22 protein-coding genes, 2 tRNA genes, 1 other RNA gene and 2 pseudogenes are annotated in these 24,259 nt (G+C 64.4%); 8 read left to right on the top strand and 19 right to left on the bottom strand.

Annotation, left to right across the window (positions count from 1 at the left end; genetic code table 11):
- From nuoE to rlmE, 12 genes are all read right to left on the bottom strand, one after another.
- Entirely contained in the window at positions 1-531 is a 531-nt protein-coding gene (gene nuoE, locus F623_RS0110080; protein ID WP_018868600.1) for an NAD(P)H-dependent oxidoreductase subunit E, read from the bottom strand.
- Complete coding sequence (locus F623_RS0110085) at positions 531-1,784, bottom strand: NADH-quinone oxidoreductase subunit D (RefSeq protein ID WP_018868599.1); 1,254 nt, start codon at positions 1,782-1,784, stop codon at positions 531-533. Before F623_RS0110085 ends, nuoE begins: the two co-directional genes overlap by 1 nt.
- Positions 1,777-2,496 carry an NADH-quinone oxidoreductase subunit C gene (locus F623_RS0110090; RefSeq protein WP_018868598.1) on the bottom strand — a complete coding sequence of 240 codons (720 nt, stop codon included), beginning with the start codon at positions 2,494-2,496 and terminating at the stop codon, positions 1,777-1,779. Before F623_RS0110090 ends, F623_RS0110085 begins: the two co-directional genes overlap by 8 nt.
- A gap of 17 nt (positions 2,497-2,513) precedes the next feature.
- The gene (locus F623_RS0110095; RefSeq protein WP_012982122.1) at positions 2,514-2,990 is read right to left on the bottom strand and encodes an NADH-quinone oxidoreductase subunit B family protein; all 477 of its coding nucleotides are present in this window, start codon (positions 2,988-2,990) and stop codon (positions 2,514-2,516) included.
- Positions 2,981-3,337, bottom strand: coding sequence for an NADH-quinone oxidoreductase subunit A (locus F623_RS0110100; protein ID WP_018862426.1), 357 nt, complete (start codon positions 3,335-3,337; stop codon positions 2,981-2,983). Before F623_RS0110100 ends, F623_RS0110095 begins: the two co-directional genes overlap by 10 nt.
- A gap of 263 nt (positions 3,338-3,600) precedes the next feature.
- Positions 3,601-3,685: transfer RNA gene (locus F623_RS0110105), tRNA-Leu, on the bottom strand.
- A 47-nt stretch (positions 3,686-3,732) separates the two neighbouring features.
- Positions 3,733-4,113 (bottom strand): preprotein translocase subunit SecG, encoded by a 381-nt coding sequence (secG, locus tag F623_RS0110110; RefSeq protein WP_018862427.1) that lies wholly within the window; start codon positions 4,111-4,113, stop codon positions 3,733-3,735.
- Positions 4,110-4,877, bottom strand: coding sequence for a triose-phosphate isomerase (tpiA, locus tag F623_RS0110115; RefSeq protein WP_018862428.1), 768 nt, complete (start codon positions 4,875-4,877; stop codon positions 4,110-4,112). The genes secG and tpiA overlap by 4 nt, the downstream gene beginning before the upstream one ends.
- A 183-nt stretch (positions 4,878-5,060) precedes the next feature.
- A complete protein-coding gene (glmM, locus tag F623_RS0110120; protein ID WP_018868597.1) occupies positions 5,061-6,401 on the bottom strand; it encodes a phosphoglucosamine mutase in 1,341 nt (446 codons plus the stop codon).
- Positions 6,402-6,436: 35 nt separating this feature from the next.
- On the bottom strand, positions 6,437-7,345 hold the full coding sequence (gene folP / locus F623_RS0110125; protein ID WP_018868596.1) for a dihydropteroate synthase: 909 nt from the start codon (positions 7,343-7,345) through the stop codon (positions 6,437-6,439).
- An 87-nt stretch (positions 7,346-7,432) separates the two neighbouring features.
- Entirely contained in the window at positions 7,433-9,382 is a 1,950-nt protein-coding gene (gene ftsH, locus F623_RS0110130) for an ATP-dependent zinc metalloprotease FtsH (protein ID WP_018862431.1), read from the bottom strand.
- Between the two features lie 44 nt (positions 9,383-9,426).
- A complete protein-coding gene (rlmE, locus tag F623_RS0110135; RefSeq protein ID WP_018862432.1) occupies positions 9,427-10,053 on the bottom strand; it encodes a 23S rRNA (uridine(2552)-2'-O)-methyltransferase RlmE in 627 nt (208 codons plus the stop codon).
- A 73-nt stretch (positions 10,054-10,126) separates the two neighbouring features.
- On the opposite strand from rlmE, the gene yhbY reads away from it, so the two are divergent.
- Positions 10,127-10,426, top strand: a complete 300-nt coding sequence (gene yhbY, locus F623_RS0110140) for a ribosome assembly RNA-binding protein YhbY (RefSeq protein ID WP_018868595.1) — start codon at positions 10,127-10,129, stop codon at positions 10,424-10,426.
- 21 nt (positions 10,427-10,447) lie between these two features.
- Here the strand turns inward: yhbY and greA are convergent, their stop codons facing one another.
- The 6 genes from greA to F623_RS0110165 all read right to left on the bottom strand — a co-directional run bounded on the left by greA (position 10,448) and on the right by F623_RS0110165 (position 16,376).
- Positions 10,448-10,927 carry a transcription elongation factor GreA gene (greA, locus tag F623_RS0110145; RefSeq protein ID WP_018862434.1) on the bottom strand — a complete coding sequence of 160 codons (480 nt, stop codon included), beginning with the start codon at positions 10,925-10,927 and terminating at the stop codon, positions 10,448-10,450.
- A complete protein-coding gene (gene carB, locus F623_RS0110150; protein WP_018868594.1) occupies positions 10,924-14,157 on the bottom strand; it encodes a carbamoyl-phosphate synthase large subunit in 3,234 nt (1,077 codons plus the stop codon). Before carB ends, greA begins: the two co-directional genes overlap by 4 nt.
- A gap of 48 nt (positions 14,158-14,205) precedes the next feature.
- Positions 14,206-15,339 (bottom strand): glutamine-hydrolyzing carbamoyl-phosphate synthase small subunit, encoded by a 1,134-nt coding sequence (carA, locus tag F623_RS0110155; RefSeq protein WP_018862436.1) that lies wholly within the window; start codon positions 15,337-15,339, stop codon positions 14,206-14,208.
- 325 nt (positions 15,340-15,664) lie between these two features.
- Positions 15,665-15,808: non-coding RNA, RtT sRNA (locus tag F623_RS13270), on the bottom strand.
- A gap of 42 nt (positions 15,809-15,850) precedes the next feature.
- Positions 15,851-15,941: transfer RNA gene (locus F623_RS0110160), tRNA-Ser, on the bottom strand.
- Between the two features lie 93 nt (positions 15,942-16,034).
- Complete coding sequence (locus tag F623_RS0110165) at positions 16,035-16,376, bottom strand: DUF1820 family protein (protein ID WP_019572178.1); 342 nt, start codon at positions 16,374-16,376, stop codon at positions 16,035-16,037.
- Positions 16,377-16,495: 119 nt separating this feature from the next.
- On the opposite strand from F623_RS0110165, the gene F623_RS0110170 reads away from it, so the two are divergent.
- The 3 genes from F623_RS0110170 to F623_RS0110180 all read left to right on the top strand — a co-directional run bounded on the left by F623_RS0110170 (position 16,496) and on the right by F623_RS0110180 (position 20,649).
- Positions 16,496-17,356, top strand: coding sequence for a diiron oxygenase (locus F623_RS0110170; protein ID WP_018862438.1), 861 nt, complete (start codon positions 16,496-16,498; stop codon positions 17,354-17,356).
- 312 nt (positions 17,357-17,668) lie between these two features.
- On the top strand, positions 17,669-19,246 hold the full coding sequence (mltF, locus tag F623_RS0110175) for a membrane-bound lytic murein transglycosylase MltF (protein ID WP_018868592.1): 1,578 nt from the start codon (positions 17,669-17,671) through the stop codon (positions 19,244-19,246).
- A 101-nt stretch (positions 19,247-19,347) separates the two neighbouring features.
- Complete coding sequence (locus tag F623_RS0110180; RefSeq protein WP_018862440.1) at positions 19,348-20,649, top strand: NRAMP family divalent metal transporter; 1,302 nt, start codon at positions 19,348-19,350, stop codon at positions 20,647-20,649.
- A 9-nt stretch (positions 20,650-20,658) separates the two neighbouring features.
- Here the strand turns inward: F623_RS0110180 and F623_RS0110185 are convergent, their stop codons facing one another.
- Entirely contained in the window at positions 20,659-21,576 is a 918-nt protein-coding gene (locus F623_RS0110185; RefSeq protein WP_018868591.1) for an NAD(P)-dependent oxidoreductase, read from the bottom strand.
- 111 nt (positions 21,577-21,687) lie between these two features.
- Between F623_RS0110185 and F623_RS12900 the strand changes: the two are divergent.
- The 4 genes and pseudogenes from F623_RS12900 to F623_RS0110200 all read left to right on the top strand — a co-directional run.
- Positions 21,688-22,251 (top strand): annotated as a pseudogene (locus F623_RS12900) (DMT family transporter); the annotation flags it as partial.
- A 273-nt stretch (positions 22,252-22,524) separates the two neighbouring features.
- A pseudogene (locus F623_RS12905) lies at positions 22,525-22,821 on the top strand (EamA/RhaT family transporter); the annotation flags it as partial.
- 234 nt (positions 22,822-23,055) lie between these two features.
- Positions 23,056-23,505: a DsrE family protein gene (locus tag F623_RS0110195; protein ID WP_018862443.1), complete on the top strand. Its 450-nt coding sequence runs from the start codon at positions 23,056-23,058 to the stop codon at positions 23,503-23,505.
- Positions 23,506-23,809: 304 nt separating this feature from the next.
- The gene (locus F623_RS0110200) at positions 23,810-24,253 is read left to right on the top strand and encodes a DsrE family protein (RefSeq protein WP_026278764.1); all 444 of its coding nucleotides are present in this window, start codon (positions 23,810-23,812) and stop codon (positions 24,251-24,253) included.
- Positions 24,254-24,259 lie beyond the last annotated feature (6 nt).

Below are 24,259 nucleotides of genomic sequence, written 5' to 3' on the forward strand. Positions count from 1 at the left end.
CTACTTCTCCAGACCGTCGAGAATCTCGTCCACCTTCTCGGGGGTGAGATTCTCGTAGTAGACGTGATCTACCTGCATCATCGGGGCGCCACAGCAGGCCGCCAGGCACTCCTCTTCCATCTTCAGGTAGAACTTGCCGTCCGGCGTGCTCTCACCAAGCTTGATGCCGAGACGTTTCTCCAGGTGCTCGATGATCTGTTCCGAGCCGCGCAGCATGCAGGAGATGTTGTTGCACACCATGATGGTGTGCTTCCCAACCGGTTCCAGCGAATACATGGAGTAGAACGAGCCGACCTCGTAGACCGCGATTGCCGGCAAATCGAGATACTCGGCCACAGCGTCCATCTTCGCGGTGGAGAGGTAGCCATCCTCGTGCTGAACCGCACGCAGGGCAGCCAGTACCGCGGAGCGCTTCTGGTCGTTCGGGTAGCGCGCCAGCCAGGTATCGATCTCCTCGCGCTCGTGTTCGCTGAGCTCCACCTGCTTGCCGGCGGGCTTGTGGAAGGCGACGGTTTTCTGTTCGGCAGCCATCAGCGGTCGATCTCCCCGAATACGATGTCCTGTGTCCCGATGATCGCGACCACATCGGCCAGCATGTGGCCGCGCGCCATCTCGTCCAGCGCGGACAGGTGCACAAAGCCCGGCGGACGGACCTTCAGGCGATAGGGCTTGTTGGAACCATCCGAGACCAGATACACGCCGAACTCGCCCTTCGGATGCTCGACCGCGGCGTAGGCCTCGCCTTCCGGCAGGCACATCCCCTCGGTGAACAGCTTGAAGTGGTGGATCAGGGCCTCCATGTCGGCCTTCATCTCCTCGCGCTTGGGCGGGGTGATCTTGTGATCCTCCAGCAGCACCGGACCCGGGTTCTGGCGCAGCCAGTCCACACACTGGCGGATGATGCGGTTGGACTGGCGCATCTCCTCGATGCGCACCAGGTAGCGGTCATAGCAGTCGCCGTTGGCGCCGACCGGAATATCGAAATCGAGCCGGTCATAGACCTCGTAGGGCTGCTTCTTGCGCAGATCCCACTCGATGCCGGAGCCGCGCAGCATCGGGCCGGTAAAGCCCAGTTGCATGGCACGTTCGGGGTCGACCACCCCGATACCCACGGTGCGCTGCTTCCAGATACGGTTGTCGGTCAACAGGGTCTCGTACTCGTCCACGCACCCCGGGAAACGCTCGGTAAACGCCTCAATGAAGTCCAGCAGCGAGCCCTGACGAATCCTGTTCAGGTCATCCACGACGTCCTGGGACTTCCACGAAGACGGCTGGTACTGCGGCATCGTACCCGGCAGGTCGCGCGCAACGCCGCCTGGGCGATAGTAGGTCGCGTGCATCCGCGCACCCGAGACCGCCTCGTAGCAGTCCATCAGGTCTTCGCGCTCGCGGAAGGCATACAGGAACACCGCCATCGCGCCGATATCCAGCGCGTGCGCGCCCAGCCACATCAGGTGATTGAGGATGCGGGTGATCTCGTCGAACATCACCCGGATGTACTGCGCTCGCAGCGGGGCCTCGATCTGGAGCAGCTTTTCCATCGCGAGCACATACCCGTGCTCATTGGCCATCATCGACACGTAGTCGAGGCGGTCCATGTAGCCGATGGACTGATTGTACGGTTTGCTCTCGGCGAGCTTTTCGGTGCCGCGGTGGAGCAGACCGATATGCGGATCGGCACGCTGGACGACCTCGCCATCCATCTCCAGCACCAGGCGCAGCACGCCGTGGGCAGACGGATGCTGCGGCCCGAAGTTCAGGGTGAAGTTGCGAATCTCAGGCATTCTCGGCTCCTTCGCCCGGCTTCTCGCCCTCGCTGTAGCGATGGTCGTCGCGGATCACCTTGGGCACCAGCACGCGCGGCTCGATCGTCACGGGCTGGTAGAGCACGCGTGCCAGCTCGGCGTCGTAGCGCATCTCGACATGTCCGATCAGCGGGAAATCCTTGCGGAACGGATGCCCGACGAAGCCGTAGTCGGTAAGGATGCGGCGCAGGTCCGGATGTCCGGAAAACAGGATGCCGAACAGGTCAAAGGCCTCGCGCTCGAACCAGTTGGCCGAGGCCCAGACCTCCACCAGCGACTCGACCTCGGGGAATTCGTCATCCGCCAGCCAGGCGCGCATGCGCAGACGGCGATTGTGCTGGATCGACAGCAACTGCACGGCCACGGTAAAGCGCGGCCCGTCCCAAAGGCTGTCTTCCGGCGCATCGTCGAAGGTGAAGCGCCCGGAGGTGGCCGGCTCGACCCCGCGGGAGAAACCCGTGTTGGTCGCGGACTCGGTGCCCCACTCGTCCTGGCCATACTCGAGGTAGTCGACCCCACACAGGTCAATCATGATCTCGAAACCGAACGTGTCGCGCAGCTTCTCGGCGGCCTCGCGCCACGACTCCGGCCGGATGTCGACGGTGACCTCGTCATAGGCCTCCGTGATCGTCTCCAGGGCGTCGCCCAGTTCCGCCCGCAGGGCGTCGATCCAGTTGTCTTGTTCAGCCATCTGAAACCCCGGGTGCGTCAGCGCGCGATGGTGTTCGTGCGCCGGATCTTGTTCTGCAGCTGGATGATGCCGTAGAGCAGTGCCTCGGCCGTTGGCGGACAGCCCGGCACGTAGACATCCACCGGCACGATGCGGTCGCACCCGCGCACCACGGCATAGGAGTAGTGGTAGTAGCCGCCGCCATTCGCGCAGGAACCCATCGAGATCACCCAGCGCGGCTCGGGCATCTGGTCGTATACCTTGCGCAGCGCCGGGGCCATCTTGTTGACCAGCGTGCCGGCCACGATCATCACGTCGGACTGGCGCGGGCTGGGCCGGAAGATGATCCCGAAGCGGTCGAGGTCATAGCGCGCGGCACCGGCGTGCATCATCTCCACCGCGCAGCAGGCCAGGCCGAAGGTCATCGGCCACAGAGAACCGGTACGGGCCCAGTTGATGAGCTTGTCAGCCGAGGTGGTGACAAAGCCCTTTTCAAGAACGCCTTCTATTCCCATTCCAGCGCCCCCTTCTTCCACTCGTAAATGAACCCAACGACCAGAATGAGCAAAAACACGGCCATCGCAAGAAGCCCGAACAGGCCAATGGCATCCAGCGATACCGCCCACGGGAAGAGAAATGCGATCTCGAGATCAAAAATAATGAACAGGATCGCGACCAGGTAGAAGCGCACGTCGAACTTCAGCCGCGAGTCCTCGAAGGCCTCGAAGCCACATTCGTATGGCGAGTTCTTCGCGGCATCGGGCTTGCGCGGCCCGACGGCCATCCCGACCACCAGCGGCACGATGCCGATCACGACGCCCACTGCGATGAACAGCAGGATGGGTAGATAACCTTCCAGCATGTCTCTCTCCCGTACACCGCCCTCGGGCGGGTCGGTTCGCAGGGTGCCGCGTGGATCCGGCGCGTCCGCGAGCCGTTCTAGCGTTGCTGGTTGAATGCGCCGGCAGGTGGCCACCTCGATGGACGAGGCCGGGGCGCATACCGGGCACGGAGTCTAGGTGAACCGTAAAAACGGTGTCAAGTGTTTGTTATTTTATAAGTTACTGATTTTGCTCTATTTTGGCTCAAGACGCCATTCTCGAACGACGCCGCAAGCCTTTGAAATGGTGCAGATGGTGGGACTCGAACCCACACGGCTTTCGCCACTACCCCCTCAAGATAGCGTGTCTACCAATTCCACCACATCTGCGCGAGACCTGGGGAAACGCTGTTCAGTGTTTCCCTAGAACCGGCCTATTATTCCGGCACGTCGGCCGGGCGATCCGGCGCCGGGGCATCCTGATCATCTTCCTGCGGCACCGTTCCCGGCACGCCTTCCGGGATATCACCCTCTTCCTGCATCTCCTGGGCCTCGAGTTGATCCATCAGGCTTTCGGCCTGCGGGGTCGAAGAGGCGAGGTAGGCCAGCGTCAAGCTGTTCGCGAAGAAGACCACGGCCAGAAAGGCCGTCGAGCGACTCAGGAAGTTGGCCGAGCCGCGGGCACCGAACACGGTTGCGGACGCGCCGCTGCCGAAGGCGGCACCGGCGTCGGCGCCCTTGCCATGCTGCATCAGCACGAGGGCGATCAGGGCGATCGAGACCGCGACCTGAACGACCAGAAGCAACCCATAGATCATGCCGCGACCCGCTCGCCCGCTGCACGGGCGATCGCGGTGAACCCATCGGCGTCCAGCGAGGCACCGCCGATCAGCCCACCGTCGATGTCTTCCAGCGCCAGCAGACCCGCAGCATTGTCAGCCTTCATGCTGCCGCCATAGAGAATGCGCAGATCCGCGGCCACACGCGGGTCACGGCCCGCCACCCGATTGCGGATGAAGGCGTGAACTTCCTGCGCCTGCTCGGGCGTCGCGGTCAGACCGGTACCGATCGCCCAGACGGGCTCGTAGGCAATCACGGCCCGATCAAAGGCTTCAATGCCCGCCGCGTCGAGCACCGCGTCCAGCTGTTCGGACACGACCGACTCGGTGCGCCCGCCTTCACGGTCACTCTTCTGTTCGCCGACACACAGGATCGGGGTCAGTCCGGCGGCCTGGGCGGCAATAAACTTCGCCGCCACCCCTTCGCTGGTCTCGTTCTGACGTTCGCGACGCTCGGAATGCCCGACGATCACGTAGCGGCAGCCCACCTCGGCCAGCATGGACCCGGCGAGCTCGCCGGTATAGGCGCCCTTCTCCTGATCCGAGCAGTCCTGCGCACCGACCTCGATCACGCTGCCCGACAGGGTCTCGGCGATCTCGGCCAGGTAGACGGCGGGCGGACACACCGCAACATCGACACCCTGCAGGTCACCCAGACTGCCCTTCAGGGCCGACAGGAGGGCGCCGTTCGCTTCACGCGAACCGTTCATCTTCCAGTTACCGGCGACCAGCGGCTTGCGCATGCGGATCTTCCTCCTGCGAGAACGGTCGGATCCGCGCGGATACACGGAGTCCGATCATGATGATTAGAGCGGCGGGATGTTACCGGCGCACCCGGTGCAAATCAACCAAGCCCGGCACTGGGCGAACCGGCGATGGAGCCCCGGATGCACGGCCAACGGCTGGCCGGCACCCAAAGACCGGGATCAAACGGCGGCGCGGATACTGTCGGCAATTCGCTCGGCGGCCAGACGGGTAACGCCTTCGTCCTCGGCTTCGACCATCACGCGCACCAGCGGCTCGGTGCCGGAGGGCCGCAGGAGCACTCGCCCGTGCGTACCCAGCTCCGCCTCCACCGCGGCGACCTCGGAACGCACGGCCGGCGCCTCGAGACAGCCATTGGCCTTGCCCGCGACCGGGACATTCACGAGGCACTGCGGCAGCTTCGGGATGCTGGCCGCGAGTTCCGCGAGCGAGCAGCCGGTGCGATGCATCAGGTGGGCCACCTGCAACGCCGCAACGGTCCCGTCACCTGTGGTCGTGTGTTCGAGGCAGACGATATGCCCGGATCCTTCCCCGCCCAGCACCCAGGCCCGCTGACGCAGTTCCTCGAGCACATAGCGGTCGCCCACCTTCGCGCGGACAAACGGGATCCCGTGTTCACCCAGGGCATTCTCGAGCCCCAGGTTGGTCATCAGCGTACCGACCACGCCACCCTGGAGCAGGCCCGACTGCTGGCGATCGAGGGCGAGAATCCCCAGGATCTGGTCGCCATCGACCACGCTGCCGTTCGCATCCGCGAGGATCACGCGGTCACCGTCGCCGTCAAGGGCAATCCCGAGGTCGGCCCCGGAGGCCTTCACCTGCTCGGCCATGACCTCCGGGTACAGGGCGCCCACGCCGGCATTGATGTTGTAGCCATCCGGACGGGCACCCAGCACCTCGACTTCGGCCCCCAGTTCCTCGAATACCGGCGGGGCGACGTTGTAGGTTGCACCATGGGCACAATCGACCACGACGCGCAGGCCGCGCAGCTCGGAGCGCGCCGGGATCGCGCTCTTGCAGAACTCGATGTAGCGCCCGGCCGCATCCGCGATACGGACGGCTTTGCCAAGATGCGCCCCGTCCACCGAGCGTTGCGGCTCTTCCAGCCGCGCCTCGATGGCCTCTTCCACCGCATCGGCGAGCTTGTCGCCCTCCGGGGTGAAGAACTTGAAGCCGTTATCGTGAAACGGGTTGTGGGACGCGCTGATCACGACGCCGGCGGTCGCACGGAAGGTGCGGGTGAGATAGGCCACCGCGGGTGTCGGCATCGGCCCCAGCAGGGCCACATCCAGTCCCGCGGCCGACAACCCCGCCTGCAACGCCGACTCGAACATATACCCCGAGACCCGGGTGTCCTTGCCCACCAGCACCGGACCCTGACGCTGGGCCCGCGCGCCCAGCACCTCGCCCACCGCATAGCCCAGACGCAGCGCGAACTCGGGCGTCATCGGCCAGTCGCCTGTACGCCCTCGAATCCCGTCGGTACCGAAATAACGCCCCATGCCGGTCACTTCTCCTTGAAATCAAACCTTTCGCATCACGAACCGCCGGGATCGCTTCCCGTTCGCGGTGTTAAGGAAACACTGAACAATGCGGAGTATAGCGCCAGCGCATCGTGTGTCCCTGCGACGTCGTGCACACGCAGCACACGCGCACCGGCCTGCGCGGCCAATAGCGCGGCAATCGCGGAACCGGCATCACGTTCCTGCACCGGACGATCGCCCATCAGGGCCCCGATCATCGACTTGCGCGACACCCCCACCAGCAGTGGCGACCCGAGCTCGGCCAGCACGGGCAACGCGTGGAACAGCGCCAGGTTGTGCTCCAGCGTCTTGCCGAACCCGAAGCCCGGATCCAGCAGCAACTGCTCGCCTGGAACGCCCGCCCGCACCAACGTCTCGCGCCGATCGCGCAGAAACTCGCCGACCTCTTGTGCGACGTCGTCGTAGTGCGGGGCCTGCTGCATGGACTGCGGTTGCCCCTGCATGTGCATCGCGCACAGGGCCACGCCCTGCTCGCGAGCGGCTGCGACCGCGGCCTCCCAGGCCCCCTCGGCGCGAAACCCGTTGACGTCGTTCAGCAGCGTGGCCCCGGCCGCCACGGCCTCGCGCATCAGTTCCGGTTTCATCGTGTCCACCGACAGGGGCACGTCGAGTTCCGCGGACAACGCCTCGACGACGGGCAATACTCGGCGCCGTTCCTCGTCCAGCGCCACCGGCTGCGCCCCCGGACGCGTCGACTCGCCCCCGATATCGATCAGGTGGGCGCCCTGCTCCACCATTGCACGGGCGTGCGCCAGCGCCTGCTCCACGTGCTGATGGGACCCGCCATCGGAGAACGAGTCGGGCGTGACATTCAGGATGCCCATGATTCGCGGACGATCCAGCGCCAGCCGGTGCCTTCCGCAGTGCAGGACCGCTGTCGCGCCTTCCGTATCCATGCCCATTCTTGTCCTCCCCGCCAAATGAAAAGGCCGCCAGAGAAACCCTGGCGGCCCATGGTGGCCCGATACCACCCCGTTGATACGCCCCAGTCAGGACTGCGGGGCAGGCCCGCCGACGACGCCCTTGCTGTCGTCGTCCTCGCGTCCATCATCGGAATCGGCGACGGACTCGTCGTTCGCCTGCGGCGACCCACCGGAACCGCTGTCGCTGTCCCAGTCCGCCGGCTCACGGGGATCGCGTCCGGCCATGATGTCCTCGATCTGCTTGTCATCGATGGTCTCGTACTTCATCAGGGCCTTGGCCATCGCGTGCAGCTTGTCGAGATTGTCCAGCAGGATCTGCTTCGCATTCTGGTAGTTGGTGTCGATGATCCGGCGCACCTCGGCATCGATCTGACGCGCGGTCTCGTCGGACATGGGCTTGGATTTGCCCATCTGTCCCCCCAGGAACGGGTGCCCTTCCTCTTCCCCGTAATCCAGCGGGCCCAGCTTCTCGGACAACCCCCACTTGGTCACCATGTTGCGGGCGATCTGGGTGGCGCGCTCGATGTCGTTGGAGGCACCGGTGGTCACCTTGTCGTCACCAAAGATGATCTCTTCCGCCAGGCGCCCGCCGAACAGACTTGCCAACTGGCTCTCCAGCCGGGTCTTGGAATGGCTGTAGCGGTCTTCTTCGGGCAGGAACATGGTCACGCCCAGGGCGCGTCCACGCGGGATGATACTGACCTTGTAGACCGGGTCGTGCTCGGGGACGGTGAGTCCGACGATCGCGTGCCCCGCCTCGTGGTACGCGGTCAGCTTCTTCTCGTCCTCGGACATCACCATGGACTTGCGCTCGGCGCCCATCATGATCTTGTCCTTGGCGCGCTCGAAGTCGCTCATATCCACCAGGCGCTTGCCGGCCCGGGCCGCAAACAGGGCCGCCTCGTTGACCAGGTTGGCCAGGTCCGCGCCCGAGAAGCCGGGCGTACCACGCGCGATCAGGTCCGGACGCACGTCGTCGGCGATCGGCGTCTTCTTCATGTGGACCTTGAGGATCTGTTCGCGGCCCCTGACATCCGGCGGCGGCACCACAACCTGGCGATCGAAACGTCCCGGACGCAGGAGTGCGGGGTCGAGCACGTCCGGACGGTTGGTCGCGGCGATGACGATCACGCCCTCCGTACCTTCGAAGCCGTCCATCTCGACCAGCAACTGGTTCAGGGTCTGCTCGCGTTCGTCGTGACCGCCGCCCATGCCGGCGCCACGCTGGCGCCCCACCGCATCGATCTCGTCGATGAAGATGATGCAGGGGGCGTGCTTCTTGGCCTCCGAGAACATGTCACGCACGCGCGAAGCGCCCACCCCCACGAACATCTCCACGAAATCGGAACCGGAGATGCTGAAGAACGGCACCTTGGCCTCGCCGGCGATGGCCTTGGCCAGCAAGGTCTTGCCGGTACCGGGCGAACCCACCATCAGTACGCCACGCGGGATCTGGCCACCCAGCTTCTGGAACTTGGACGGGTCGCGCAGAAAATCGACCAGTTCGGAGACCTCGTCCTTCGCCTCGTCGCAGCCGGCCACGTCACCGAAAGTGACCTTTACCTGGTCCTCGGACATCAGCTTGGCCTTGGACTTGCCGAAGGACATCGCCCCGCGACCGGCGCCACCGCCACCCTGCATCTGGCGCATGAAGTAGATCCACACGGCGATCAGCAGCAGCATCGGGAACCAGGAGATCAGGATGCTCATCAGTAGCGAGCGCTCGCCATCCTCCTGCGCATTGATCTCCACATTGTTCTGCAGGAGATCACCGATCAGGCCGGTGTCGTTGGGATTGACCGTGGTGAAGCGCTGACCCTCGATGGTCTGGCCGCGGATCTTGTCGCCCTCAATGGTGACGCTGTCGATACGGCCGCCCTGCACATCCCGGATGAACTCGGAATAGGTAATACTCCGCACATCCTGCTGCTGTTGCGGGCTGAAGTTGTTGAACACCGACATCAGGACGATCGCGATGACCGCCCAGATGATCAAATTCTTGGCCAGACCGTTCAAAACGACACCTCGAAAAACTTTACCAACGTGGATTCCTGCGAGCTTTACACATCCCGAGGGCCGCGCGCCAATACGTACACTTCGCGTGACCGTGGGCGCGAGGCTTGCGGTTTGCGCACCTGCACCTTCTCGAACCGACGCCGCACCTCGGCCAGATAGGCGTCCGATCCCTCGCCCTGAAACAACTTGACCAGCATCGCACCCCGAGGGTTCAGCACATCGCAAGCCAGCTCCAGCGCCAGCTCGCACAGATGGATCGAGCGCGGCTGATCGATGGCGTCCGTACCGGTAAGGTTGGGGGCCATATCGGAAAGCACAAGGTCCGCGCGCTGTCCGTCCAGCGCGTCCAGGATCGCTTCCAGGACCGCATCTTCACGAAAATCACCGGTGATGATCGTGGCACCGGGCACCGGGTCCATCGGCAGGATGTCGGAGGCCACCAATACGCCCTTACGGCCAATCTTCTGCGCGGCATATTGCGTCCAGCCACCCGGCGCCGCACCCAGATCCACTACGCGCATGCCGGGTTTGAGCAACCGATCACGTTCGTCGAGCTCCTGCAGCTTGTACACGGCGCGACCGCGATAGCCCTCCTGCTGCGCCTGCTGTACGTACGGGTCGTCGAAGTGTTCCTTCAGCCAGCGCTGGCTGGAACGGCTACGCTTGGGCACCGCGATTCTCCTGGGTCAAACACGCGATCCACGTGCTACACTTTCCGCGTTTCAACACCGAATCGACTCCCACGTGAATCTGACCGACGCGCAACGCCGCCACCTGCGCAGCCTCGCCCATCCGCGCAAGCCCATCGTGACCATCGGCCGCAACGGCCTGACGGACTCGGTGATCAAGGAGCTGGAACAGGCACTGGCGCATCACGAACTGGTCAAGATCAAGGTCAATATCGGCGACCGCGAGGCCCGCAATGGCACCGTCGAGGCCGTGTGCGAACGCACGAATGCGGCACTGGTCCAGCGAATCGGCTTTGTGGCGACCCTGTTCCGGCGCAATCCGGACGAGCCCAAGGTCACCCTCGACCCGGCCTGACCGCGCACGCAGGCCGCTGCGTCAATTGACGTAGCGCACTTCCAGGATCTCGTACTCCGTCTCTCCGCCCGGCGCCTGTACGGTCACGACGTCACCCTCTTCCTTTCCGATCAGCGCGCGCGCGATCGGCGAGGACACCGAAATCATGTTGTTCTTGATGTCGGCCTCGTCCTCGCCCACGATCTTGTAGGTCACCTGGCGACCGTCCTCGGTCGCCTCAAGCACCACGGTGGTGCCGAATACCACCTTGCCGGTCTGCGGCAGGGCCGTGACGTCGATGATCTGGGCGTTGGAGAGCTTGCCTTCCAGTTCGCGAATGCGCCCCTCGATAAAGCTCTGCTGCTCGCGCGCGGCATGGTATTCGGCGTTCTCCTTCAGGTCGCCGTGTTCGCGCGCCTCGGCGATTGCATTGACCACCCGCGGGCGATCCTCGCCCTTCAGCTTTTTCAGCTCCGCCTTCATCTTCTCGGCGCCGGTTACGGTCAGCGGGGTCTTGTTCATGCGCTTTTCCCTCCGAGATTCTCCTGGTGGAGGTCCTGCAGCCGGAACACGTCGTTCGCCCCCAGATGATCCAGGGCCTGCACCGTGGCCTTGGCCCCGGCGATGGTGGTGGTATAACCCACCTTGTGCATCAACGCCTCACGGCGAATGGTGTAGGAGTCGGAGGTCGACTGCTTGCCCTCCACGGTATTGATGATGAAGCTGATCTCATCGTTCTTGATCATGTCGACGATGTGCGGGCGGCCCTCGGTCACCTTGTTCACGCGCGTGACCGCGATGTCGGCATCCTCCAGGATCTTGGCCGTGCCACGGGTCGCCAGGACCTCGAAGCCCAGCTCCACCAGGCGCCGGCCCACCTCGGCCACATGGGGCTTGTCGATCTCGCGCACGGAGACGAAGGCCTTGCCGGTGGAAGGCAGCAGCACGCCCGCACCCAGCTGGCTCTTGGCAAAGGCCTCGGCGAAACTGCGGCCGACCCCCATCACCTCGCCGGTGGACTTCATCTCCGGGCCCAGGATCGGGTCCACGCCCTGGAACTTGGCGAACGGGAACACCGATTCCTTCACCGAATAGTAGTCGGGGTAGACGGCGTCACCCACGCCCTGCTCGGGCAGGGTCTGCCCGGCCATGCAGCGCGCGGCGATCTTGGCCAGCGGCCGTCCGACGGCCTTGGACACATACGGCACCGTGCGCGAGGCGCGCGGATTCACCTCCAGCACGTAGATGTCATCGCCCTTGATCGCGAACTGGGTGTTCATCAGGCCGACGACCTTCAGCCCCAGCGCCATCTTGCGTACCTGCTCGACCATCTCGTCCTGCAGTTCCATTGACAGCGAGAACGGCGGCAGCGAACAGGCGGAGTCGCCCGAATGCACACCGGCCTGCTCGATGTGCTCCATGATCCCGCCGATGATCACGTTCTCGCCATCCGAGATCGCGTCGACATCGACCTCGATCGCGTCGTCCAGAAAGCGGTCCAGCAGCACCGGCGCATCATTGGAGACGGACACCGCGTTCTGCATATAGCTACGCAGATCCTCGCGGTCCCGCACGATCTCCATCGCGCGGCCACCGAGTACGTAGGACGGGCGCACCACGAGGGGATAGCCGATCTCGTCAGCCAGCTTCTCCGCCTCTTCCTCGCTGCGTGCGGTGCGGTTGGGCGGCTGCTTGAGGCCAAGCTTGTGCAACAGGGCCTGGAAACGTTCACGGTCCTCGGCCAGATCGATCGAGTCCGGGCTGGTGCCGATGATCGGTACGCCGGCCGCCTCGAGATCCCGCGCGAGCTTCAACGGGGTCTGTCCGCCGTACTGCACGATCACGCCCATCGGCTTCTCGGTCTCGACGACCTCCAGCACGTCCTCCAGGGTCAGCGGCTCGAAATAAAGCCGGTCGGAGGTGTCGTAGTCGGTGGAGACGGTCTCCGGGTTGCAGTTGACCATGATGGTCTCGTAGCCGTCCTCGCGCATGGCGAGTGCGGCATGCACGCAGCAGTAGTCGAACTCGATACCCTGGCCGATTCGGTTCGGCCCGCCGCCCAGGACCATGATCTTCTGCTTGTCGGTCGGCTCCGCCTCGTTCTCCTCCTCGTAGGAGGAGTACATGTAGGCGGTGGTGGTCGCGAACTCGGCCGCACAGGTATCCACCCGCTTGTACACGGGGCGAACACCCAGCTTGTGACGGTGCTTGCGCACGGCCTTCTCGGTCTCGTTGAGAAGCTTCGCCAGACGCAGGTCGGAGAAGCCGCGCTGCTTCACGCGATACATCTCCTCGGCCGAGATATCACCCAGGATGCGGTCCTTGAGGCCCTTCTCGACGTCCACCAGCTCCTGGATCTGCGCCAGGAACCAGGGGTCGATCGCGGTCAGGTCGAAGATGTCCTGGATCGAGAAGCCGGCGCGGAAGGCATCGGCCACGTACAGCACCTGGTCGGGGCTGGGGTTGGCGAGCTTCGTGCGCAGCTGATCGACGACATCGTCGGCCGCCAGGTCGATACGCTCGTCGAGACCGTCCATGCCCGTTTCCATCGAACGCAGCGCCTTCTGGAACGACTCCTGAAAGGTGCGGCCGATGGCCATCGCCTCGCCGACCGCCTTCATCTGCGTGGTCAGCCGCGCCTCGGCCTGCGGGAATTTCTCGAAGGTGAAGCGCGGGATCTTGGTGACCACATAGTCAATGGACGGCTCGAACGAGGCCGGGGTCAGCCCGCCGGTGATTTCGTTCTTCAGCTCGTCGAGGGTGTAGCCCACCGCCAGCTTGGCCGCGACCTTGGCGATCGGGAAACCGGTCGCCTTGGAGGCCAGCGCCGAGGAGCGTGACACCCGCGGGTTCATCTCGATCACGATCATGCGCCCGTTCTCCGGGTTGATCGCGAACTGCACGTTGGAGCCGCCGGTCTCCACACCGATCTTGCGCAGCACCGCCAGCGAGGCGTCGCGCATGATCTGGTATTCCTTGTCGGTCAGGGTCTGCGCCGGGGCCACGGTGATCGAGTCCCCGGTGTGGATGCCCATCGGGTCCAGGTTCTCGATGGAGCAGATGATGATGCAGTTGTCCGCCTTGTCGCGGACCACCTCCATCTCGAACTCCTTCCAGCCAAGCGCCGATTCCTCCAGCAGCACCTGGTTCACCGGCGAAAGGTCGAGCCCGTTCTTGACGATGTACTCGAACTCCTCGCGGTTGTATGCGATACCGCCGCCCGAGCCGCCGAGGGTGAACGACGGCCGGATAATCACCGGGAAGCCGATCTTCGGCTGGATCTCCTGTGCCTCTTCCCAGGAATGCGCGAGCATCGCGGTCGGGGTATCGAGGCCGATATCGGCCATCGCCGCCTTGAAGTGATCGCGGTCCTCGGCCATGTCGATCGCCGCCTCGTTGGCACCGATCATCTCCACCCCGAACTTCTTGAGCACGCCTTCGTTCGACAGGTCCAGCGCACAGTTCAGCGCGGTCTGCCCGCCCATGGTCGGCAGGATCGCATCCGGCCGCTCCTTCTCGATGATCTGGGCGACGGTTTGCCATTCCACCGGCTCGATGTAGGTGGCATCCGCCATCTCCGGGTCGGTCATGATCGTCGCCGGGTTGGAGTTCACCAGGATCACCCGGTAGCCCTCCTCGCGCAGGGCCTTGCAGGCCTGGGCGCCGGAGTAGTCGAACTCGCAGGCCTGGCCGATCACGATCGGGCCGGCCCCGAGGATCAGGATGCTCTGGATGTCAGTACGCTTGGGCATGTGACGGCTCTCGCAGGCTGTCGAAATCGGAAATTCGGAGGGGGAGCTTTAGCGACGCGCGGCGCGCATCATCTCGACGAAGTCGTCGAACGCCGGGGACACATCGTGCGGGCCCGGGCTGGCCTCGGGATGTCCCTGCAGGCTGAAGGCCGGGCAGTCGGTGCGGGCGATCCCCTGCAGCGTGCCGTCGAACAGCGACCGGTAGGTCGGCGTCAGCGTATCGGGCAGGTTGTCCTCGTCGATCGCAAAGCCGTGATTCTGCGACGAGATCATCACCCGCCCGCTTTCCTCGTGGCGGATCGGGTGGTTCGCCCCGTGATGGCCGAACTTCATCTTCACGCTCTTGCCGCCGCTGGCAATGCCCAGCAGTTGGTGCCCGAGGCAGATGCCGAACAGCGGCAGCTTGCGCTCGCAGAACCCGCGGATCGCCTCGATGGCATAGGTGCAGGGCTCGGGGTCGCCCGGGCCGTTGGACAGGAATACCCCATCGGGCTTCAGCTCCATGACCTCGTCCACCGGCGTCTCGGCCGGCACCACGGTCACGCGGCATCCGCGCTCCGCCAGTTTGCGCAGGATGTTCCGCTTCATGCCGAAGTCGTAGGCCACCACATGGTATTCGGCCTTATCCGGATTGACCCGCGCCGGCGCCTCTCCCAGCTTCCAGGTCCCTTCGAGCCATTCGTAGCGAGTCCGCGTGGTGACCTCGCGCGCCAAGTCCATCCCCTTGATGCCGGGGAACTCGCGCGCGGCTGCCAGGGCCGCGGTCTCGTCGACATCCCCGGCCTGGATGCAGCCGTTGAGTGCACCCTTCTCGCGCAGGATGCGCGTCAGCTTGCGGGTGTCGATCCCGCTGATTGCCACAATCCCATGGCGCAGCAGGTAGTCCGGCAGCGACTCGCGCGAACGAAAGTTCGATACCAGCGGCGGCAGGTCGCGGATGATCAGCCCCGCAGCATGGGCGCGCGCGGACTCGTCGTCTTCCGGGTTGGTGCCGGTATTGCCGATATGCGGATAGGTCAGCGTGACCAGCTGCCGGTGATAGGAAGGATCCGTCAGGATCTCCTGATAGCCGGTCATCGCGGTGTTGAACACCACCTCGCCGACTGTCTGGCCCTGGGCGCCAATCGCCTGACCATGAAAAACAGTGCCATCTTCCAGGACAAGCAGAGCAGGCGCGGACACGTGGACCTCCGGATGGTCTGGGTCGAGGCCGCCAGGCCATTTGCCGGCGGCGGTACTGCGATTCGTTCGGGATCTTCGACCCGGCCTTGCCCGCACCGTTTCGCTGGGGCTGGACCCCGCGTTCGGACAACGGTTCGGCGGCTAAAGGACGGGTGCGGTTTCGGCTGCAAGTGTACGCGAGCGCCGCGCGCGACGTCCAACGAGAATGGCCACTGGACCCTCGTGAAACGCCTTCGCCCAGGCCTCGTCGCGAGGACATCGAGCCCCGGTATTGCGGGGGCCGGACATACAAATAAGGGGCCAGTTGGGCCCCTTTGCTTGAATCTGACGGAGAGGGAGGGATTACTCGGCGCTACGCGCCTCGCCCTCCGGGTCGTCGCCTGCGGCGACGTTCGGGTGCCGCTACGCGTCACCCGTCGAACCCGTCTTTCTCATGTATCGAGGGTTCGAATCCCGATATGTCAGGGGCCAGACATGCGAAAGGGGCCACTCGGACCCCTTTGCTCGAATCTGGCGGAGAGGGAGGGATTCGAACCCTCGATACGGGGTTACCGTATACACACTTTCCAGGCGTGCGCCTTCGACCGCTCGGCCACCTCTCCGTTTTGTTCCGCGAAGGCGCTGGCCCACGCGAAGCGCGAAAGGGTAAACCAGCGGCGGGCGGTTAGCAATGCAGACACCCGCCACGGACAGTATCAGCCGCCTGTGGGCTTGCCCGGGCCGCGGCTCGGCAACGACGGGAAGGCGTGGACATTGCCGCTGTCCTGGCTGGCATCACGGATACGCGGGGTGCCCACATCGGCCACTTCATCAATCCGGATCAGGGCATGCATCGGCACATGGAAGCGCTCGACCCCCTCGAATTCGGTGCGAAGACGTTCCTCTGACGGGTCGACAACCACCTGCGAGCGCTCGCCAAACAGCAACCCCTCGACGGTGACAAAGCCGTACAGCTCGTCCTGATAGACCTCGCGGGCAAAGATCTCGTAGACCTTGCCCTGGTTGAGGAAGCTGACGCGGTAACGGGTGGCGGACATATTCATTTGACTCATATTGGGGTAGCAACCGCAGATTGCAACGGGTTGGCGTTGGTCCGGACCGACAATGCCGGTATGATTCGAGCGTTTAACCGCCCAGCGCCTTCGGTACGCCTTCGATGAATTCCTCGCAGGAGCTGCTCGATCTATTGAGCCGCAACAGCCAGCCGTACGAGGACCCGCTCACACACGTGCGCTGGGACGCACTGTCGCTGGACGATTTCTGGATCCCGGAAGAGGCCGTCTCGCTCTTCGGCACCCCGGAGTACTCGGCGCTGGACGATGCCCGCAAACGGCGCCTGTCGCAATACGAGTTTCTGTATTTCATCAGCGGGGCGCTGTGGCTGGAAGGGCTGTTCATGGAGCGCATCTCGCGCATCTCCATGCACTCGACCGGCCGGCTGGACCGGCTGAATTATCGCCTGCACGAGCTGCGCGAGGAAGCCGGCCACAGCCTGATGTTCATCGAGTTCATGCGCCGCAGCGGGCTGCCCCTGCCGGAACGTCGTTTCCCGAAACCAAAGCTGGCCACCCTGGTCGGTCGTTTCTCGCCGTTCGAGTCTTCGATCTTCTGGATCGCGGTGATGATCGGCGAGGAAGTCCCGGACCGCATGAACCGGCTGATCCGCCAGCACAAGGACGCGATCAGCCCGACGGTGGACGACATCGTAACCCGGCACATGATCGACGAGGCGCGCCACATGGCGCATGCCCGCGACACGCTGGAGTCCTATCTGGATACGCTCCCGTCCTGGCAGAAATGGGCCTACCGCCCGCTGATGCGGCGCGTGTTCCGCCAGTTCGTACACGCGTTCTACTACCCAACCCGTGATATCTACGAACTGGCTGGCCTGCCCGAGGGCCCGGACTATCGCCGCATCGCCCGCGAGAACCCGCGCCGCGCCTCCTTCATCGACACCTGCGTCGACCCCGCGCTCAAGATCCTGCGCGACCAGGGTCTGGTGCTCGACTGGCGCTAGGGAAACACGAATGAATGTACACGCTCGCGCTCGAGTCGCTTTTGCGTACGAACAAGGCGCGGTGACTGCCGTGCAGTCATTCTGCACAAAGGAGGCACAACGCCGTTCCCGCGCAAAAGCGGCCGAACCCCTTGGGGTTGGTACCCCAGGTTCCCCGAGTCCGCGTTGCGGCCCTTGCCGGTAGAACCACTTCCGGCTGCGCACCGCGCCTTGTCTCGGAAAACCTGGGGTGCCAACGCGAGTGTGTACATTCATCCGTGTTTCCCAACCGTCCCCGGTGGCCACCGGGGCAATTGGGTATGATCCAGTGCCATGGGCACGCATCTGAAACTCCGCCCCCCAAGCAGCACCTGGCGCCAGATCGAACTGGGGCTCTTCATCGTGCTGCTAACCGCCATCGTACTGCGGGTGTACTACAACCCGCCGGCGGCGCTGGAGCAGCTCACCTTCCGAGACGAGCTGCGGGTAGCGCTGGTCGAACGTCCGCTGGGGCGCTCCGAACTCGCCTCCACCGCGGGGCGCGACCAGCTCGATCTGGAACTGCTGCACGGCTTCGCCGAGGAACTGGGCACCCGTCTGCGCGTGACCCGCGTGGACGACGCCGCCACCGCCCACCGCTTGCTGCGACAGCGCCGCGTCGACATAGCCGCCGGATTGCTGGTCCCGCCACACGACCCCCTGATCAAACCGGGTCCCGAAATCCTGAACGTGCAGCATATCGTGGCCTACTGGGCCGGAAGCGAGTTGGCCACCCCCCTGCTGTCGCTCGCCGACATGCCCGCCGGGGCGCGCATCGGCATGACTGCCCAGGCACCTGTCCCCGAAAGCCTGAGCCAACCCCTGCTGGCCGAGGTCAGGCTGGACCCCGAAACCCTGGAGCCACCGGCAGATCCTGCCGATGACGAGGCATCACTGGAGGAGTACACGCCCGAATACGCGGATGAGACACCCGACCGCGAACGGCCAGCCAATGATGCGAATGGCGAACTCGTCCCCTACGCCAATGCCGAAGCGCTGCGGGAGGCCCTGGAACACGGCGAGATCGACTATGCAGTGATGAACTCCCTGGAATACCGACGCCTTCGGCGTCTGCATCCGGACCTGCGCCTGGCGCACGAACTGGAGCGCAGTACCGAGGTGCGCTGGTTGTTTCCGTCGGGTCTTGATCGCAGCCTGATCGAGGCGGCCGAGCAGTACGTCGCCGAGTTGCGCGACAGCCGCGAACTGGAATTGTTGCTCGACCGTTATCTCGGCCACCTGGAAACGCATGACCTCGTGGACGCGCTGACCTTCGCGCGTCGAGTCGAACACCGTCTGGAGCAATTCCGCCCGCTGTTCGAGGAGGCCGGAGAGGCCCACGGTCTCGACTGGCGCTTCATCGCGGCAGTGGCTTACCAGGAGTCCCACTGGAACCCCGACGCGGTGTCCCCTACCGGCGTGCGCGGGCTGATGATGCTGACCCAGGTGACCGCCGAGGGACTGGGTGTCGAGGACCGTACCGACCCGGCCGCCAGCGTGGACGGAGGCACACGCTATCTGATCAATCTGCGCGAACGCCTGCCGGAATCGATCCCCGAGCCCGATCGTACCTGGATGACGCTGGCTGCCTACAACGTAGGACTGGGGCATCTACACGACGCCCGGCGTCTGGCCGCTGCCAATGGTGACGACCCGGATCGCTGGCTGGATGTCATGCAATGGCTGCCGCGTCTGGCGCAGTCGGAGTGGTATGAACAAACGCGCTACGGCTACGCCCGCGGCTGGGAGCCGGTGCATTACGTGCAGAACATCCGCAGCTACTACGACAAGCTGGTGCAACGCTTCCCGGAGTCCGACGAACTCAAGCCCCCCGCCCCCGAACTCTACCGCCGCACACCGCTGGCGCTGTAGCCACGTAACAGCAGGATCACGGCCCTCCGCGCCGCCGGCTGGCGGTAGCGGGCTATTCCCCTATAATCGCGGGCCGTATTTTCTGATCACTAGGAGCCTAGATGAGCCCGTCGACTCGCGCCTCTCTGCGGGCCGCCATCGGCCCGGGCCTGCTGATGGCCGGTGCGGCCGTCGGGGTGTCGCACCTGGTCCAGGCCACGCGGGGCGGGGCGGAGTACGGCCTGCTGCTGATCCCGATCGTGCTGCTGGCCTGCCTGTTCAAATATCCATTCCTGGAGTTCGGCCCGCGCTATGCCGCCGCTACCGGCCACCACCTGCTGACGGGCTACCATCGTCTGGGCAACTGGGCGCTAGGGCTGTACATCGCGGTAACCCTGGGCACCCTGTTCACCATCCAGGCGGTGGTCACACTGACCACCGCAGGGCTGGTCACGCTGGTGTTCGGTCTCGAGCTCTCGGTCACGCTGGTATCGGCACTGGTCCTCGCCGCCTGCATTGCATTCCTGATGATCGGGGCCTACCGCGGCCTGGACCTGGGCATGAAGATCATCATGGCCGCTCTGAGCGTATCGACCGTGGCCGCGGTGGCACTGGCCTTCCGGGAGGCCCCGGACCTGGCCACCCTGTCCGGTGCCCAGGAGTGGTCGAACCTCTGGACCCTGGCCGGCTTCGCCTTCATTCTCGCGCTGCTGGGCTGGATGCCCATCCCGCTGGATGTCGCCGCCTGGCACTCGATCTGGACTCAGGAGCGCGCCCGCCAGACGGGGCACGCCCCGACCGTGCGCGAGGCGATCTTCGACTTCCGCCTGGGCTATCTGGGCGCAGTAGTGATCGCCGTGGCGTTCATGCTGCTGGGCGCGGTGCTGATGTACGGCAGCGGCATCGGCTTTGCCGCCGGGGCGGCCGCATTCTCGGCTCAACTGGTGGACCTGTATGCCCAGAGCCTGGGCGAATGGAGCCGCACCCTGATCGCCGTCGCGGCCCTGACCACGATGTTCTCGACCACCCTGGCGGTCACCGATGCCTATCCCCGCGTGATCGTGGCCATCATCCGCACCCTGCGCGAGGATGGCCACGCACCGCAGACCATGGACCCGTCCCGCAAGGGCGAGCGTGGGCTCCACTGGTGGGGCTATCGCATTGCGCTGCTGGCCGTCGCCAGCGGCGCCCTGCTGCTGATCTCGCAGGCCGGGGAGCATTTCACACGGCTGGTGGATATCGCCACGCTGCTGTCCTTCCTCTCCGCTCCGGTACTCGCGTGGATCACCTTCAAGGTGGTCATGTCGCCGGACATGCCGGAGGCGGCCCGCCCGGGGCGCGGTCTGCGCGCTCTGGCCTGGGCCGGTATCACGTTCAGCCTGATCTTCTCGCTGCTGTATATCCTCTGGCGACTGCTCGGCTGAGCTCCCGCTTCAATCCCTCGTGCCCTCGCCACGGGCATGCAGGCAGAAACGCGCCAGGATCGCGACATCGTGATCGGCCTGACCGGCCTCCAGCGCCTTGTCCACCGCGCGGCGCACCGGCTCCAGCCCGTCCAGGCTGAGCCCCACCTGCTCGCCCAGGCCAGCCACAATGCCCAGATCCTTGTGGTAGAGCCCGGCCTGAAAACCGGGCTCGAAGTCGCCGTCCAGCAGGCGCTGACCGTGCACCTCGAGGATACGCGAAGCGGCAAAGCCACCCATCAGCGCCTCGCGCAGCCGCGCCGGATCGACTCCGGTCTGTTCCGCCAGCGCGAAGGCCTCCCCGATGGCGACCAGCGTCTCGCCCACCACCAGCTGGTTGCAGGCCTTGGTGATCTGTCCGGCTCCGCTGGCCCCGACATGGGTCAGCGTCGAGCCAACGACATCGAAGATCGGCCGCAGACGGTTGACCGCATCCTCCGGGCCGCCGACCATCAGGCTCAGCGTGCCATTGCGCGCGCCCGGCTCGCCGCCCGAGACCGGCGCATCCACGAACGTAACCTCCTGCTCCGCCGCCGCCTGCGCAATCGCGCGGGTGCGGATCGGGTCGATCGTACTGTGATCGATCACCAGCAGCCCCGGACGGGCATGTTCGAGCACGCCGTCCGGGCCCAGCATCAGCTGCTCCACGTCCGGAGTGTCGGAAACATTCAGCACCAACACGCGTACGCTGGAGGCCAGTTCCGCCAGGCTAGAGGCCGCCCCGGCTCCCTCCGCCACCAGGGCCTCGGCCGCCTCCGGACGGCGTGCCCAGACCCGGATATCCGCTCCGCTGCGGAGCAGGTTCCGGGTCATGGGACCACCCATGATGCCCAGTCCCACACAACCGATCGGCTGCAGGGCTTCGGGGAGGCTGGATGCTGTGTTCATGGCGAAGGCTCCTGACGGGGACGGCCGTCGAACTAGCCGTCCGGTTGAGTGAAGGGCCCACACTCTAGGGAAACACGCATCGATATACACCCTGGGAGACTGGAAACCACGATGGATCGCATGCCCCCCCGCCTCGTTGGCTCGCTCCTGGCATTTGCCGGCGTCATGGCACTTAGCTTCGACGGCCTACTGGTCCGCCTTGCCGACACCTCCGGCATGAACATCGTGTTCTGGCGCGGGCTGTTCATGGGTGTCGCCCTGATCCTGGTGCTGCGTGTCCTCGACGGCGAATGGATCGGCCGGCACCTTCGCCGTGGCGGACGGGATGCCGGCTGGGTGAGCCTGGGATTCGCCGCCACCACACTTCTGTTCGTGTTCGCAATCCTGAACACGACCGTCGCCAATGTCGTCGTGATCCTCGCGGCCTCCCCTCTGTTCGCAGCGCTCTTCTCGGGCCTGTTGCTGCGCGAGTGGGTACCGCTGCGAACCTGGGTGGCAATCCTGATCTGCCTCGGCGGCATCCTCGGCGTCTTCGCGGGGTCCCTTGAGGCCGGCGGCTGGATTGGCGACACCATGGCCCTGGCCGCCGCACTGGTAATTGGCCTCAACCTGACCATCCTTCGGCGCGCACCTCAAGTGGACCGCCTCGCCGTGATCGCGGCCGGCGGACTGCTAGGGAAACACTGATCCATGTACACGCTCGCGCTCGAGTCGCTTTTGCGTGCGAACAAGGCGCGGTGACTGCCGTGCAGTCATTCTGCACAAGGGAGCCGCAACGCAGTTCCCACGCAAAAGCGGCCGAGCCCCTTCGGGGTTGGCACCCCAGGTTCCCCGATCCTGCGTTGCGGCCCTTGCCGGTAGAACCACTATCGGCTGCGCACCGCGCCTGGTCTCGGAAAACCTGGGGTGCCAACGCGAGTGTGTACATGGATCAGTGTTTCCCTACCAGCGCTAATCGCGTGGCCGCTGGCCACGCCGCTCGACGTCGGGCCGGAGTCGTTAGCGGTCCTGGCCCTGATGGGGCTGATCCAGATGCCCCTGGCACTGGGTCTGATCGCGCTGGCCACCCGCCATCTCCCCGCGGGCGAGGTCGCCCTGTTCCTGGTCCTCGAGGCGGTGTTCGGTACGCTCTGGGTCTGGCTGTTTCTCGCCGAGGCCCCCGGCATGATCACGCTCGCCGCTGGTGGCCTGGTCCTCCTGACGCTGGCGATCCACGGGACCGTCGGAATCCTGAAACGGCCTTAGAAGACGTCTCCTCCACCAGCCCCGCGCCTCTTAAATCAGTATTGAATAATTTTCGGTATTTCGTAATGCACTTATCTATTATTTGATCGGAATAATTACGATGGGTTCCCGTCCTACCCCGAACAGGATTCGAAAAGCCACGGAGGCAAAAGAGTCCGGTGGGCTTCCTGAAAGCCAGACATACGCCTTAACGCATATCCCTAAAGTAACGGGAAACCCGCGAGGAGTTCTGACATGAACAAAACCTTTATCCTCCCGATTGCCCTGGCCGCCGCCGCTTTTGTCCTGCCGGGGACGGCCGCCGCGTCCGATTTCGACTACGGCGAGCACAAGGTGGTGTACCACGTAAACTATGACGACACCGCCCGCTACATGGCCGCGATGGGCAACATCCAGAACCACATCAATGCCGTGGGCGCCGAGAACATGGAGATCAAGGTCGTTATGCACGGCGATGGCCTGGGGCTCCTCAGCACCGCCAAGGATCATGACGACCTGCGGGCCCGGGTGGACAACCTGAAGATGCAAGACGTTGATTTCCAGGTCTGTGCGAACACACTCGCGGGGCGTGACATCGATCTGCACGAAGACCTCTACGATGCCTCCGAGGATGACGTGATTCCGAGCGGCGTCGCGCACATCTCCTATCTGCAGAACAACGGGTTCAGCTACAGCAAGCCGTAAACACCAGGCAGTAAAGCCTTTGGATCGCCGCGTTCTCCCGGCGATCTTTCAGGGTCCGGATTTTCCGGACCCTTTTTCTTTTCTCGGCCATGGTCACGGAACCATATTCCAACGATCCTTTGTCGTTTTCTTTGTCACATAAAAATATCTTCCGAATCGGGAATAACCAAAATTTCCGCCCGTCTTATTAAGTAGCTGGTCGATCCGCCTGCGTAGTGATTCGACCAGTGCGCTTTCGCTGGCGCGACACACCGAACGGCACACAGCCGCACGGAATTTTACGGAACGAAGAGGAACTCGAAACATGAAAGCAATGAAGCTTGTCGCCCTGAGTCTGATTGCGCTCGCCCTGAGCGTACCGGGCATGGCATCTGCTTTTGACTACGGCACCCACAAGGTCGTCTACCACGTGAACTATGACGACGAGCGCCGCTACATGGCCGCCACGGGCAACATCCAGAACCACATCAATGCCGTGGGCGCCGAGAACATGGAGATCAAGGTCGTGATGCACGGCGATGGCCTGGGTCTGTTGCAGCGCGCGAAGGACAATGAAGACCTGCGGGCCCGCATCGACAACCTGAAGATGCAGAACGTCGAATTCATGGTCTGCGCGAATACGCTGGCCGGGCGGAACATCGACCTGCACAACGACCTCTATGACGCCTCCGAGGATGACGTGATCCCCAGCGGCGTCGCGCACATCTCCTACCTGCAGCACAAAGGCTTCACCTACAGCAAGCCGTAAGCCACA

Origin of the sequence: Thioalkalivibrio sp. ALD1, from assembly GCF_000381245.1 — a bacterium.
Classification (GTDB): domain Bacteria; phylum Pseudomonadota; class Gammaproteobacteria; order Ectothiorhodospirales; family Ectothiorhodospiraceae; genus Thioalkalivibrio.